Origin of the sequence: Ancylobacter novellus DSM 506, assembly GCF_000092925.1 — a bacterium.
In the GTDB taxonomy this organism is placed as follows: Bacteria; Pseudomonadota; Alphaproteobacteria; order Rhizobiales; family Xanthobacteraceae; genus Ancylobacter; species Ancylobacter novellus.
In genome coordinates this window covers 4151543-4164591 of record NC_014217.1, presented here as the reverse complement: position 1 = coordinate 4164591, position 13049 = coordinate 4151543, and the positions used below count along the sequence as shown (strand labels likewise).

Annotated in this window: 12 protein-coding genes; 7 read left to right on the top strand and 5 right to left on the bottom strand. The window is 71.0% G+C overall.

From position 1 onward, the window contains the following. Window positions 1-124 precede the first annotated feature (124 nt). From SNOV_RS19545 to SNOV_RS19525, 5 genes are all read left to right on the top strand, one after another. A complete protein-coding gene (locus tag SNOV_RS19545; protein ID WP_013168697.1) occupies window positions 125-835 on the top strand; it encodes a phosphoribosylanthranilate isomerase in 711 nt (236 codons plus the stop codon). Beyond that, on the top strand, window positions 832-2064 hold the full coding sequence (gene trpB, locus SNOV_RS19540) for a tryptophan synthase subunit beta (RefSeq protein ID WP_013168696.1): 1233 nt from the start codon (window positions 832-834) through the stop codon (window positions 2062-2064). The genes SNOV_RS19545 and trpB overlap by 4 nt, the downstream gene beginning before the upstream one ends. Then, entirely contained in the window at window positions 2061-2900 is an 840-nt protein-coding gene (gene trpA, locus SNOV_RS19535) for a tryptophan synthase subunit alpha (protein WP_013168695.1), read from the top strand. The genes trpB and trpA overlap by 4 nt, the downstream gene beginning before the upstream one ends. A 115-nt stretch (window positions 2901-3015) precedes the next feature. Then, window positions 3016-3972, top strand: coding sequence for an acetyl-CoA carboxylase, carboxyltransferase subunit beta (accD, locus tag SNOV_RS19530; RefSeq protein WP_013168694.1), 957 nt, complete (start codon window positions 3016-3018; stop codon window positions 3970-3972). Window positions 3973-3980: 8 nt separating this feature from the next. After that, complete coding sequence (locus tag SNOV_RS19525; RefSeq protein ID WP_013168693.1) at window positions 3981-5324, top strand: bifunctional folylpolyglutamate synthase/dihydrofolate synthase; 1344 nt, start codon at window positions 3981-3983, stop codon at window positions 5322-5324. Window positions 5325-5495: 171 nt separating this feature from the next. On the opposite strand, the gene infC is transcribed toward SNOV_RS19525, so the two are convergent. Then, entirely contained in the window at window positions 5496-6020 is a 525-nt protein-coding gene (gene infC / locus SNOV_RS19520) for a translation initiation factor IF-3 (RefSeq protein ID WP_013168692.1), read from the bottom strand. 301 nt (window positions 6021-6321) lie between these two features. Here infC and SNOV_RS19515 point away from each other — a divergent pair, with 301 nt between their 5' ends. After that, window positions 6322-7107 (top strand): alpha/beta hydrolase, encoded by a 786-nt coding sequence (locus SNOV_RS19515; RefSeq protein ID WP_013168691.1) that lies wholly within the window; start codon window positions 6322-6324, stop codon window positions 7105-7107. Window positions 7108-7218: 111 nt separating this feature from the next. Here the strand turns inward: SNOV_RS19515 and rsmD are convergent, their stop codons facing one another. Together rsmD and SNOV_RS19505 are read right to left on the bottom strand one after the other, a co-directional pair. Then, on the bottom strand, window positions 7219-7776 hold the full coding sequence (gene rsmD / locus SNOV_RS19510) for a 16S rRNA (guanine(966)-N(2))-methyltransferase RsmD (RefSeq protein ID WP_013168690.1): 558 nt from the start codon (window positions 7774-7776) through the stop codon (window positions 7219-7221). A gap of 8 nt (window positions 7777-7784) precedes the next feature. Beyond that, window positions 7785-10079 (bottom strand): pseudouridine synthase, encoded by a 2295-nt coding sequence (locus SNOV_RS19505; protein WP_013168689.1) that lies wholly within the window; start codon window positions 10077-10079, stop codon window positions 7785-7787. Window positions 10080-10253: 174 nt separating this feature from the next. On the opposite strand from SNOV_RS19505, the gene SNOV_RS19500 reads away from it, so the two are divergent. Then, window positions 10254-10697 carry a nucleoside deaminase gene (locus SNOV_RS19500; RefSeq protein WP_049785848.1) on the top strand — a complete coding sequence of 148 codons (444 nt, stop codon included), beginning with the start codon at window positions 10254-10256 and terminating at the stop codon, window positions 10695-10697. Here SNOV_RS19500 and SNOV_RS19495 read toward each other — a convergent pair. Together SNOV_RS19495 and purD are read right to left on the bottom strand one after the other, a co-directional pair. Further along, window positions 10694-11662, bottom strand: a complete 969-nt coding sequence (locus SNOV_RS19495) for a patatin-like phospholipase family protein (RefSeq protein ID WP_013168687.1) — start codon at window positions 11660-11662, stop codon at window positions 10694-10696. The two genes, SNOV_RS19500 and SNOV_RS19495, sit on opposite strands and share 4 nt — an antisense overlap. Before the next feature lie 78 nt (window positions 11663-11740). After that, the gene (gene purD, locus SNOV_RS19490) at window positions 11741-13018 is read right to left on the bottom strand and encodes a phosphoribosylamine--glycine ligase (RefSeq protein ID WP_013168686.1); all 1278 of its coding nucleotides are present in this window, start codon (window positions 13016-13018) and stop codon (window positions 11741-11743) included. Window positions 13019-13049: the final 31 nt, after the last annotated feature.

The following is a 13049-nucleotide window of genomic DNA, read 5'->3' as shown; positions in this document are numbered from 1 at the left end:
TGGTGAGGCCGTATCGTGGATGCCCGGGTCAAGCCCGGGCATGACGCCGCGAGGGGTGGCCACCACCAAAATCTCGCCTCCGCCGCATGTTCCGTGCTAGGTGGCTCTCTTCGAGGAGGCGGCCTTGTCGCTTGAGATCAAAATCTGCGGGCTCAGCACCGCCGAGACGCTGGATACGGCGCTCGGCGCGGGTGCCGACATGGTGGGAATGGTGTTCTTCCCGCCGAGCCCGCGCCATGTCGATCTGTCGACCGCCGGCGCGCTCGCCGCCAAAGCGCGCGGCCGGGCACGGATCGTCGCGCTCACCGTCGACGCCGACGACGTCGCGCTCGCCGACATCGTCGCCGCCATCCATCCCGACATGCTCCAGCTCCACGGCAAGGAAAGCCCTGAGCGCGTCGCCGCCATCCGCGCACGCTTCGAGCTGCCGGTGATGAAGGCGGTCGGCATCGCCACCGCCGCCGACCTCGCCGCGCTCACCGCCTATGAGCGCGTGGCCGACCGGCTGCTGCTCGACGCCAAGCCGCCGAAGGACGCCGTGCTGCCCGGCGGCAATGGCGTGCCCTTCGACTGGGACCTGCTCGCCGGCCTCGACCTGTCCATCCCCTATATGCTGTCGGGCGGCCTCGACCCGGAGAATGTCCGCGAGGCGGTGCAGCGCCTGCACCCCTTCGGCGTCGACGTCTCCTCCGGCGTCGAGCGCGCGCCCGGCGTCAAGGACATTGCCCGCATCGTCGCCTTCATCCGCGAGGCGCGGGCGGCCGATCCATCCAACCCTTCGACCGGCGGCAAGCCGGCGCAGCCCTCATCTGCCAGAGAGACGAGCCTGTCGTGAACGTTCCCAATTCCTTCCGTACCGGCCCCGATGAGAGCGGGCATTTCGGCATATTCGGCGGTCGTTTCGTTGCCGAAACACTCATGCCGCTCATCCTCGACCTAGAGAAGGCCTATAACGAGGCCAAGGCCGACCCGGCCTACAAGGCGGAGATGGATGCCGGGCTGAAGCACTATGTCGGCCGGCCGAGCCCGCTCTATTACGCCGAGCGCCTGACCGAGCACCTGCGTGCGAAGTCCGAGCCCGGCAAGGGCGCGAAGATCTATTTCAAGCGCGAGGAGCTGAACCACACCGGCTCGCACAAGGTGAACAACGTCCTCGGCCAGATCCTGCTCGCCCGCCGCATGGGCAAGAAGCGGATCATCGCCGAGACCGGCGCCGGCCAGCACGGCGTCGCCACCGCCACGCTCTGCGCGCGCTACGGCCTCGAATGCGTCGTCTATATGGGCGCGGTCGACGTCTCGCGTCAGGCGCCCAACGTCTTCCGCATGAAGATGCTCGGCGCCACCGTGGTCCCCGTGCAGTCCGGTTCGAAGACGCTCAAGGACGCAATGAACGAGGCGCTGCGCGACTGGGTGACCAATGTCGACAGCACCTTCTACTGCATCGGCACCGTCGCCGGCCCGCACCCTTATCCAGGAATGGTCCGGGATTTCCAAAGCGTCATCGGCAACGAGACCCGCGAGCAGATGCTGGAGGCCGAGGGCCGGCTGCCGGACAGCCTCATTGCCTGCATCGGCGGCGGCTCCAACGCCATGGGCCTGTTCCATCCCTTCCTCGACGATCCCAGCGTGAAGATCTTCGGCGTCGAGGCTGCCGGCCACGGCATCCCGACGGGCGAGCATGCCGCCTCGCTCACCGGCGGCCGGCCGGGCGTCCTGCACGGCAACCGTACCTATCTGCTGATGGACGATGACGGGCAGATCGCCGAGGCGCACTCCATCTCCGCCGGCCTCGACTATCCCGGCATCGGCCCGGAGCATTCGTGGCTGCACGATATCGGCCGCGCCACCTACATCTCGGCGACCGACGAGGAGGCGCTCGCCGCCTTCCAGCTCGTCGCCAAGCTCGAGGGCATCATCCCGGCGCTGGAGCCGGCCCATGCCCTCGCCAAGGTGGCCGATCTCGCCCCGACCTTCCCGCAGGACCATCTGATGGTCGTCAATCTCTCCGGCCGCGGCGACAAGGACATCCCGCAGGTGGCGGACATTCTGGGGACCCGCCTATGACCACCCGCCTCGATGTGCGCTTCGCTTCCTGCGCGAGCGAAGGCCGCGCCGCGCTCGTGACCTTCGTCACCGCCGGCGATCCCGACTACGACACTTCGCTGGCGCTGCTGAAGGCGCTCCCCGAGGCCGGCGCCGACGTCATCGAGCTCGGCGTGCCCTTCACCGATCCGATGGCCGACGGCCCGGCGATCCAGGCCGCGGGTCTGCGCGCGCTGAAAGCCGGCCAGACGCTGCGGAAGACGCTCGCCATGGTCAGCGCCTTCCGCGAGACCAATGACGGCACGCCGATCGTGCTGATGGGCTACTACAACCCGATCTACATCTACGGCGTCGACCGCTTCCTCAAGGACGCCAAGGAAGCGGGCGTCGACGGGCTCATCGTCGTCGACCTGCCGCCGGAAGAGGACAACGAGCTCTGCCTGCCGGCGCTGCTGGCCGGGCTCGACTTCATCCGCCTGGCCACGCCGACGACGGACGACAAGCGCCTGCCGGCGGTGCTCGCGAACACGGCGGGCTTCGTCTACTACGTCTCCATCACCGGCATCACCGGCGCGGCGACGCCGAAGCCGGACGTCGTCGCCCAGGCGGTGGCCCGCATCAAGCGCCACACCGCCCTGCCGGTCGCGGTCGGCTTCGGCGTGAAGACGCCGGAGCACGCCGCCGCCATCGCCGCCGGCGCGGATGGCGTGGTGGTCGGCTCGGCGCTGATCGACGCGCTGCGCGCGACGCTCGATGCGGACGACAAGGCGACGCCCGCCACCATCCCCGCCGTCACCCGCCTCGTCGGCGCGCTCGCCGAAGCCGTGCACGGGGTGCGTCGGCAGGCCGCCGAGTAGCGGAGGCGCGGTGCGCGCTTTCCGCGCGCTTGCCTTTTCATCGCCGCCCTCGGCGATTAGATGAAGGCCGGCCGCGGCGAGCGGCCGTCCGACACCACCGTCCGGAGCCATACCATTGAACTGGATCTCGAACGTCGTCCGCCCGAAGCTCAACTCCTTCCTGAACCGCAGGGAGGTGCCGGAGAATCTCTGGGTGAAGTGTCCCGAGACCGGGCAGCTGGTGTTCCACAAGGACCTGGAGGCGAACCTCTTCGTCATCCCCGGTTCCGGCTACCACATGCGCATGGAGCCGACCGCGCGGCTGCGCTCCATGTTCGACGGCGGCAAATGGTACGACGTGGCGCTGCCGCAGGTCCCGGCCGACCCGCTGAAGTTCCGCGACGAGAAGCGCTACGTCGACCGCCTCAAGGACGCCCGCGCCAAGACCGGCGCGCAGGACGCGGTGAAGGTCGGCTACGGCAAGCTTGAGGGCCTGCCGGTCACCATCGCCGTGCAGGATTTCGGCTTCATGGGCGGTTCGCTCGGCATGGCCGCCGGCGAGGCCATCGTCACCGGGCTGGAGACCGCCGCCTCGCGCGGCACGCCCTTCATCATGTTCGCCTCCTCCGGCGGCGCGCGCATGCAGGAAGGCATCCTCTCGCTGATGCAGATGCCGCGCACCACCTGCGCCATCCAGGAACTGCGCGAGGCGCGCCTGCCCTACATCGTCGTGCTGGTGAACCCGACCACCGGCGGCGTCACCGCCTCCTACGCCATGCTGGGCGACATCCAGATCGCCGAGCCGGGCGCACTGATCGGCTTCGCCGGCCCGCGCGTCATCGAGCAGACCATCCGCGAGAAGCTGCCCGAGGGCTTCCAGCGCGCCGAATATCTGCGCGACCACGGCATGATCGACCTCGTCGTGCACCGCCACGAGATGCGCCCGACGCTGGCCCGGCTGTGCCGGCTGCTGATGCGCGCGCCGGCCGCCAACGGCGCGGCGAAGGCCTCGCTGAACGGTTCCGGCGCCGAGACCCCGGCCGTGCCGGCGGACGCCCCGGCGCTGCCGCCGCCCGCGCCGGCCGGCGTCTGAGGCCCGCCATGGCCGCCCTGCCCGCCGCCGGTTCCACCCCCGAGGGGCGCCGGCCGGTTGAGGACATATTCGACCGCCTGCTGGCGCTGCACCCCAAGCTGATCGACCTGTCGCTCGACCGCATGTGGCGGGTGCTGGAGCGGCTCGGCCATCCCGAGCGCCGGCTGCCGCCGGTGATCCACGTTGCCGGCACCAACGGCAAGGGCTCGACCGTCGCCTTCATGCGCGCCGTGCTGGAGGCCGCCGGCAAGCGCGTGCACGTCTACACCTCGCCGCATCTGGTGCGCTTCAACGAGCGCATCCGCCTCGCCGGCACGCTGGTCGACGACTCGACGCTGACCGACGCGCTGGCGCGCGCCGAGGCCGCCAATGACGGCGAGCCGATCACCTTCTTCGAGATCACCACCGCCGCGGCGTTGCTGCTGTTCTCGGAAGTGCCCGCCGACATATTGCTGCTGGAGGTCGGCTTAGGCGGCCGGCTCGACGCCACCAATGTCGTCGACAAGCCGCTCATCAGCGTCATCACGCCGGTCTCGATCGACCATGTCGATTTCCTCGGCGAGACGGTCAGCGCCATCGCGCGGGAGAAGGCCGGCATATTGAAGCGCGGCGTGCCCGCCGTGCTCGGGCGCCAGCCGCGCGAGGCGCTCGCCGCCATAGAGCGACAGGCGGCGCGTCTCGGCGTGCCCTTGCACATCATGGGCGAGCAGTATCAGGCGCATGAGGAAGGCGGCCGGCTCGTCGTCGCCGACGAAGCCGGCCTTCTCGACCTGCCGCGCCCGCGCCTCGTCGGCCCGCACCAGATCGGCAATGCCGGGCTCGCGGTGGAGGCACTGCGGGTGGCCGATCTCGGCCTGCCGTCCCATGCCTTCGAGGAAGGCATGCGCGCGGCGCAATGGCCGGCGCGGCTGCAGCGGCTCGGCCCCGGCCCTTTGACCCAGCGCGCGCCGGAAGGCGTCGACATCTGGCTCGACGGCGGCCACAACGCCGCCGGCGGGCAGGCGCTGGCCGCCGCGCTCGCCGATCTGGAGGATCGCGTGCCGCGCCCGCTGGTGCTGATCGTCGGCATGCTCGGAACGAAGGATTCCGGCGCCTTCCTGGCGCCCTTCGCCGGGCTGGCACGCGAATTGATCGCGGTGCCTGTGCCGGGCGAGCACAAGGCGCAACCGCCCGACGCCCTGGCCGCCGCCGCCCGCATCCACGGCATGGACGCCTCGACGGCGCCGAGCGTGGCCGAGGCGCTGGACGGGCTGCGCAACTTCCCCGTCGGCCCGCCGCCGCGCGTGCTGATCGCCGGCTCGCTCTACCTCGCCGGTGCCGTGCTGGCGGAGAATGGCAGCCTGCCGGAATAGGCGCGCGGCCAAATAAGCGCCGGCGAAGCGAACGCCATCATGGCCGGGCTTGTCCCGGTCATCCACGACTTCGGACTTGCTGCACGGGAACAAGACGTGGATGCCCGGGACAAGCCCGGGCATGACGTCGATCGGCGGCGGGCGTCGCGGCGACGCCAGACCATTTCGCGCTCAGCGCGGGGCGAGCACCATGGTCATCTGCCGGCCTTCCAGCGAAGGCTCGGACTCGACCTTGGCGATGGTCGCCAGCTCTTCCTTGACCTTGTTCAGCAGCTTGTAGCCAAGCTCCTGATGCGCCATCTCGCGGCCACGGAAGCGCAGGGTGACCTTCACCTTGTCGCCCTCGTCGAAGAAGCGGTGGATCGCCTTCATCTTCACGTCGTAGTCGTGCGTGTCGATGCCGGGACGCAGCTTGATTTCCTTGATCTCGACGACGTGCTGCTTCTTGCGCGCCTCGTTGGCCTTCTTCTGGTTCTGGTACTTGAAGCGGCCGTAATCGAGGATCTTGCAGACCGGCGGGACCGAATTGGGAGCGATCTCGACCAGGTCGAGGCCCGCGTCCTGCGCCATGACAATGGCCTCGCGCGTCGCGATGACGCCGAGGTTCTGCCCATCCTGGTCGATGAGCTGCACTTCGCGGATGCGGATGTCTTCGTTGACGCGCGGGCCTTCCTTCTCCGGCGCGACGGGTCTCATGGGGCGACGAATGGCGGTTCTCTCCTCTGCCATTTCAGAAGTTTCGTTTCACCGCGCCTCGGAAGGGTGCCGGCCGGCTCGTCTTGCGCGCGCGTGAAACGGTCGCAGAAGATCGTGACAAACCCGTCAGAAGTCAACGGCGTGACAGTGCGGAACGCGTGCATTTCCTGAATCGGTTGCACATCCGCGACGCTGGCGGCCTTCGCGCTGTTCGCGCGCGACGCCCACCTGTAAAGCCAAGATGGCGTGGCGGGCGCGAATCGCAAGCCGTCCCGGCCGTCGAGGAAGAGGTAAGCCGAGCATGACCGACGCCACCGAAACCCCGCCCCGCTTCATCACCGTCGGCGCGGATTCCCGCCGCATCGCGGTGCGGGTCACGCCCGGCCGTTCGACGCCCGAGCATCCCGGCGTGGTCTGGTGCGGCGGCTTCCTCTCCGACATGCGCGGCACCAAGGCGGAGGAACTGGCAAACTGGGGGGCGCGCACCGGCCGGCAGGTGGTGCGCTTCGATTATTCCGGCCATGGGGAATCGGAAGGCGCGTTCATCGACGGCACCATTTCGCGTTGGCTGGAGGACGCGCTCGCCGTGTTCGACCGCGAGACGGCCGGGCCGCAGATCGTCGTTGGCTCCTCCATGGGCGGCTGGATCGCGCTGCTGCTCGCCCGCGTGCTGGCCGCGCGCGGTGAGACGAACCGCCTCGCCGCCCTCGTATTGATCGCCCCCGCCCCGGACTTCACCGAGGAGCTGATGTGGAAGGCGATGCCGGAGAAGGTGCGCGCCGAGATCACCGGCAAGGGCGTCTGGTACCGGGAATCGCAGTACGGCCCGCCCCAGCCCATCACCCGCGGCCTGATCGAGGATGGACGCAGCAACCTCGTGCTCGGCGCGCCCTTCGCGGTCGGCTGCCGGGTGCGCATCCTGCAGGGCGTCGCCGACCCGGACGTGCCGTGGCAGCACGCGCTGCGCCTCACCACCTGCCTCGCCGAGGACGACGTGGTGCTGACCCTGGTGAAGGACGGCGACCATCGCCTGTCGCGCCCGGAGGACATCGAGCGGATCCTCAAGGCGGTGGAAGAGGTGGCGTGACGTATCCCCATAGCCGTCATCCCGGCCGAAGGCGAAGGCGCAGAGCCGGGATCGCTCTCCGTTCTGCCTGCGATCCCGGATCGGCCTGACGGCCGTCCGGGATGACGGCCTTCAGCCTGGCCCGCGCAAAATAACGATCTCGCTCGCGTCGTAGCGCCGGCGCTCCAGTTCCTCGAAGCCCTCAGGCGCGGCGAAGGCGGCCTCGACGGCCTCCTCGACGATGACCAGCGCGCCCGGCGCCAGCCATTTGCCGTCGCGCGCGCTCACGAGCGCCTTCTCGGCGAGGCCGCGGCCATAGGGCGGGTCGCAGAAGACGAGGTCGAAGGAATCGCTCGCCAGCGCCTCGCCGAGCTTGGTGGCGTCGCGGCGGAAGATGCGGGTGATGCCGCCGACGCCGAGCGCCTCGACATTGGCGCGGATGGTTCCGCGCGGCTCGGCCGCCTCTTCCACGAAAACGGCGAACTTCGCCCCGCGCGAAAGCGCCTCCAGCCCCAGCGCGCCGGTGCCGGCGAAGAGGTCGAGCACCCGCGCGCCGTCCGCCGCGTCGTCATAGGCATGGGCGAGCACGTTGAACAGCGCCTCGCGCAGCCGGTCGGAGGTCGGCCGCGTGGCGTTGGAAGACGGGCTCTTGAGCGCCCGCCCCCGGAAGCGGCCGCCGACGATGCGCATGACTTGCGTCAGCTACGCGGCGTGCGCGGCGGACGCCCGCCAGGCTTGCCACCCGGTTTTCCGCCGCCAGGTTTGCCGCCACCCGGACGTCCACCCGGCTTGCCGCCGAAGGGACGGCCGCCCGAGGGTTTGCCGCCGGGCCGCTTGTCGAAGGATTTTCCCGCCGGACGCTCGCCGCGCGGCGCGCGATCCTCGCGCTGCCCGAAGGAACGCTCGCCTTCCGGCCGGGTCGTGCGCCCACGGAACGGACGCGCCGGGCGATCACCCTCGCTGCGGGCCGGACGGTCCTCGCGGGAGCGGAAGGGCCGCTCGCCCTCCGGTCGCTCCCGACGCGGCGGACGCTCGCTGCGGTCTCCTTCGGGACGCGGGCCGCGCGGACGGAACGAACGTTCCCCCTCGGGCCGCTCGCGACGCGGGGGACGCTCATCGCCTTCCGGGCGCGGCGCACGCGGGCGGAAGGAGCGCTCGCCCTCAGGGCGGGGGCCACGCTCGCGGAACGGGCGATCTCCCTCCGGGCGAGGACCACGCTCGCGGAAGGGACGATCCCCTTCGGCGCGCGGCGTGCGCTCGCGGAACGGACGCTCGCCGCGCGGGGCGCGGTCGCCCTCGGGACGCGGCGCGCGTTCGCGGAACGGCCGCGCGGGACGCTCGCCCTCGCCACGCTCTTCGAAGCGGTCCGGTCGGCCGCGATGCTGCTCGGATTTCACCCGCCCGCTATAGGGCCGGTCGCTGCCCTCGCCGCGGAAGGTACGCCCGCCCTCGGGACGCTCGCGGCGGGGCGGACGCTCGTCGCCGGCGCCTTCGGGCCTCGGGCCGCGCGGACGGAAGGGGCGGTCGCCATCCGGCCGGGGACCGCGTTCGCGGAACGGACGATCTCCCTCGGGGCGCGGGCCACGCTCGCGGAAGGGGCGATCGCCGCGCGGGGCGCGGTCGGCCCGCTCCGGGCGATCATTACGGTTGCGGAACGGGCGTTCTCCCGCCTCGCTCTCATCACGCGGGGCGCGGTCCTCACGCGGGCGCGACGGGCGCGGCCCGCCGATCTGCCGGTCGCGGCTCGGCGTGCGCGCGGGGCGGGCGCGCATGGGGCGCTCCTCCTCGCCGCCGGGCGCCTCCTCGAAGGGTCGGGACGGACGCTTGCGGAAGGTGCGCTCGCCGCCTTCGGAACGGCCGCGGGGCGCTCGAGGCGCACGCGCGGCTTCTCGCTCGGCCTCGCGGCGTTCCACCTCACGCTGCGGACGGCGACGTCCCTCCGGCTCCGGCTCGGCCTCGGTCGAGCGCACGCGCTGCACCAGCACCTGGCGGCCCTTGCGGTCGGCGACGACGCCGGCGGTCACGCTGCGCCCCTCGCCCGGCTCGACGTCGATCGGCCGGCGGCGATGCCGGTCCTCGGCGCCTTCCGCCGCGGCGTAGCGGGCCTTGGCGCCACGCGGCTTGCCGGCCTTGGGCGCCTCGTCCTCGTCGTTGTGGTTGAACAGCGGACCCTCGAAGTCGGCCCCGGCCGCGGCGGAAAGCGCCTCGCCGAGCTGGTCGGCCAGCACGCGGGTGCGCACTTCCTCCACCTCGCCCTGCGGAATCTCGCCGAGCTGGAACGGGCCGTAGGAGACGCGGATCAGCCGGTTCACCTCGAGCCCGAGGCTGCCCAGCACGTTGCGCACCTCGCGGTTCTTGCCCTCGCGCAGCGCCAAGGTGAGCCAGCTATTGGCGCCCTGCACGCGGTCGAGCTTCGCCTCGATCGGGCCGTAATGCACGCCGTCGACGGTGACGCCCTCCATCAGCGCGTCGAGCTTGTCCTGGGTGATGTCGCCCTTGGCGCGCACGCGGTAGCGGCGCAGCCAGCCGGTCTCCGGCAGCTCCAGCACGCGCGAGAGCCCGCCATCATTGGTGAGCAGAATCAGCCCCTCGGTGTTGAGGTCGAGCCGGCCGACCGAGACCAGGCGCGGCAGGCCGGCGGGCAGGATCTCGAACAGGGTCGGGCGCCCTTCCGGGTCGTAGTTGGTCGTCACCACGCCCTTGGGCTTGTGGTACATGAACAGCCGCGTGCGCTCCTTGGCCGGCAGCGGGTTGCCGTCCACCGTGATGGCGTCCTCAGGCGTCACGGTACGCGCCGGGCTCTCCAGCACCTCGCCGTTCACCGCCACGCGCCCGGCGAGGATCCATTCCTCGATCTCACGGCGCGAGCCGAGCCCGGCGCGGGCGATCACCTTGGCGACGCGCTCGGCCTCGCGCGGCGCGGCCGGCTCCAATGCGCGCGGGGCGCGCGGCACGCGGTTGTGATCCTTGCGGGACGGCGGGTTTTTCGGCATGGGATTCAATCCAGTCTCAAGGCCGCGGGTGCTAGCACGTCCGGCGAGACGGTGCGAGCTTTTGCGAGCCGCGGGCGCGCTTTTGGGCAGGTGGGGACGTTGACGACGAACAATTCAGGCAACGGCGGCTCCGCGGCGGCGAATTCGGGTGCCGCGCGGGCACGCACCGACTTCATGCTGCTGGCACTGGCCGAGGCGGCCAAGGCCGGCGCGCGCGGCGAGGTGCCGGTCGGGGCGGTGCTGGTGCGGGGCGGCACCGCGCTCGCCGCCGAGGGCAACCGCATGCGCGAGCTCGCCGATCCCACCGCCCATGCGGAGATGATGGTGATCCGCGCCGCCGCCTCGGTGCTCGGCAGCGACCGGCTCGCCGAATGCGACCTCTACGTCACGCTGGAACCCTGCACCATGTGCGCCGGCGCCATTTCCTTCGCCCGGCTGCGGCGCATCTATTACGGCGCGCCGGACCCGAAGGGCGGGGCGGTGGAGAACGGCGTGCGCTTCTTCTCGCAGGCGACCTGCCACCACCGGCCGGAAGCCTATGGCGGCCTCGGCGAGCGCGAATCGGCGGAATTGCTGCGCGAATTCTTCGCCGAGCGGCGCTGGCCGGGGAAGCTCTAGCCCAGCACCGCTTCCAGCCGACGCTTCACCTCGTCCTTGACCGGCTCGGCGGCTTTCAGGATCGCGGTGGCGCGGAAGAAGTCGAGCACGCGGAAATCATGCACGTTCGGCCGGATCAGGATGTCCGGCGCGCCGGCCTTCAGCTTCTCGCCGACGATGGCGCTCGCCATGATCTGCAGCGTCGCGAACATGGCCTCGAAGGGCGCGGGCACGCCGCGCGTCTCCGCGCCGTGGCCGCCGGTGATGTCGACGGCGATCACGATGTCGGCCTTGGAGCGCAGGAGGTCGAAGGGCAGCGGGTTCACCGCGCCGCCGTCGAACAGCGTATGGCCGTCATGCTGCACGGCGCGGAACAGGCCGGGAATGGCGAGCGAGGCCGCCACCGCCGGGCGGATCGGCCCACCGGCGAAGGTGCGCTCGCAGCGTTCCCAATAGTCGGTCGCCACCACCTGCAGCGGGATCTGCAGATCCTCGAAATTCTGCGGCACGACGCCGGGGATGAAGCCGTCGATCACGCGCTCGGCGTCGACCAGCACCGGGTTGCCGAGGCCGCCGAACAGGTCGGTGATGCGCCCGACACGCGCGGCCAGCAGGCGCTTCATCACCTCGCCGCGGTTGCGCAGCGTGTGGGTAACGAGATGGCGGATGTCGCGGGCCGGCATGCCGGCGGCATAGGCGCTGGCGAACAGCGCGCCGATGGAAGCGCCGGCCATGGCGGTGGGGCGCAGGCCGAGCTCGTCCAGCGCCTCCAGCACGAGGATGTGCGACAGGCCGCGTGCGCCGCCCGAGCCGAGCGCAACCGCCAGGGAGGGGCGCCCCTCGGGCGCCGTCTCCGGCCCGGGCGAGACGATGACCGGCTCAGGCCGCTGCGGCGCGCGGACGCGATGGCCCGCCTCGTGCTCATGCGGCGCGTGGGGTTCCGAAGGCGAACGGCGATGCCGGGAAATGGTGGAAGAATCGTCCATGGCCACGCCCCATGCCACGGGAGCGCGGCATTTGTTTGAACATGGGGATCGGCCGCCCGCACCGCCAGAGCGGCGGCGCTATTCGCCGAGCGCGCGCCAGGCGATGTCGGTGCGGTGGAAGCCCTCCGGCCAGTCGATGCGGCCGATGGCGTCGTAGGCCCGCTCGCGGGCCTCGGCGACATTGGCGCCGATGGCGGTGACGGCGAGCACCCGCCCGCCATTGGCGACGATGTCCTCGCCCACGCGGCGCGTGCCCGCATGGAACACCTTCACGCCCGGCACGGTCTCCGCCTCCACGAGCCCGCCGATGCGCGAGCCCTTCTCGTAGGGACCGGGATAGCCGTTCGCCGCCATCACCACGGTGATGGCCGCCTCCGGCTTCATTCCGATGTCGTGGTCCTCGAGCCGGCCGGTGGCGACGGCGTGCAGCAGCGGCAGCAGGTCGCCCTCCAGTCGCATCGTCAGCACCTGGCATTCGGGATCGCCGAAGCGGACATTGTACTCGATCAGCTTCGGTCCCTGCGCGGTGATCATCAGCCCGGCGAACAGCACGCCGCGATAGGGGCTGGCGGCGTCGGCGAGCGCCCGGGCGGTCGGCCGGATGATCTCGTGCAGCGTGCGCCGCTCCATCTCGGCGCTGAAGATGGGCGCCGGGGAATAGGCGCCCATGCCGCCGGTGTTCGGGCCCTTGTCGCCGTCATAGGCGCGCTTGTGGTCCTGCGCCGAGCCGAAGGGCAGCACGGTCTCGCCGTCGACCAGGCAGAAGAACGAAACCTCCTCGCCATCGAGGAATTCCTCGATGAGGATCTCGGTGCGAAAGCCGCCGTCTTCGCCGCTCATGGCGAACACCTCGTCGACGCCGGCGAGCGCCTCCTCCAGCGTCATCGCGACGATGACGCCCTTGCCGGCCATCAGCCCGTCGGCCTTGAGCACGATCGGCGCGCCATGCTTGCGCACGAAGGCGCGAGCCTCTTCGGCCTGCGTGAACCGGCCGAAAGCGGCGGTGGGGATGTCGTGCGCCTTGCACAGCTCCTTGGTGAAGAGCTTGGAGCCTTCGAGCTGCGCCGCCACGCGGCGCGGGCCGAACACCGGGAAGCCCTCGGCGATCAGCCGGTCGGCGATGCCGTCCACCAGCGGCGCCTCGGGGCCGACCACCACGAGGTCGATCTTCTCCGCCGCGCAGACGGCGACGATGGCGTCATGATCGGTGAGCGGGATGGTCTCGAAGCAGGTGGCGTGCTCCGCGATGCCCGGATTGCCCGGCAGGGCGAAGAAGCGGCCCATGAGCGGGCTCTGCGCCAGCTTCCAGGCGAGCGCATGCTCGCGGCCACCCGAGCCGAGCAGGAGAACGTTCATGCGCCAAGCCCCTTGATGCGCCACCTCGTGC

Excerpts from the sequence above, each read along its gene's own strand:
- trpA (WP_013168695.1), top strand. The coding sequence starts at position 2,061 with ATGACCACCCGCCTCGATGTGCGCTTCGCTTCCTGCGCGAGCGAAGGC.
- SNOV_RS19525 (WP_013168693.1), top strand. The coding sequence starts at position 3,981 with ATGGCCGCCCTGCCCGCCGCCGGTTCCACCCCCGAGGGGCGCCGGCCG.
- infC (WP_013168692.1), bottom strand. The coding sequence starts at position 6,020 with ATGAGACCCGTCGCGCCGGAGAAGGAAGGCCCGCGCGTCAACGAAGAC.
- SNOV_RS19515 (WP_013168691.1), top strand. The coding sequence starts at position 6,322 with ATGACCGACGCCACCGAAACCCCGCCCCGCTTCATCACCGTCGGCGCG.
- rsmD (WP_013168690.1), bottom strand. The coding sequence starts at position 7,776 with ATGCGCATCGTCGGCGGCCGCTTCCGGGGGCGGGCGCTCAAGAGCCCG.
- SNOV_RS19505 (WP_013168689.1), bottom strand. The coding sequence starts at position 10,079 with ATGCCGAAAAACCCGCCGTCCCGCAAGGATCACAACCGCGTGCCGCGC.
- SNOV_RS19500 (WP_049785848.1), top strand. The coding sequence starts at position 10,254 with ATGCTGCTGGCACTGGCCGAGGCGGCCAAGGCCGGCGCGCGCGGCGAG.
- SNOV_RS19495 (WP_013168687.1), bottom strand. The coding sequence starts at position 11,662 with ATGGACGATTCTTCCACCATTTCCCGGCATCGCCGTTCGCCTTCGGAA.
- purD (WP_013168686.1), bottom strand. The coding sequence starts at position 13,018 with ATGAACGTTCTCCTGCTCGGCTCGGGTGGCCGCGAGCATGCGCTCGCC.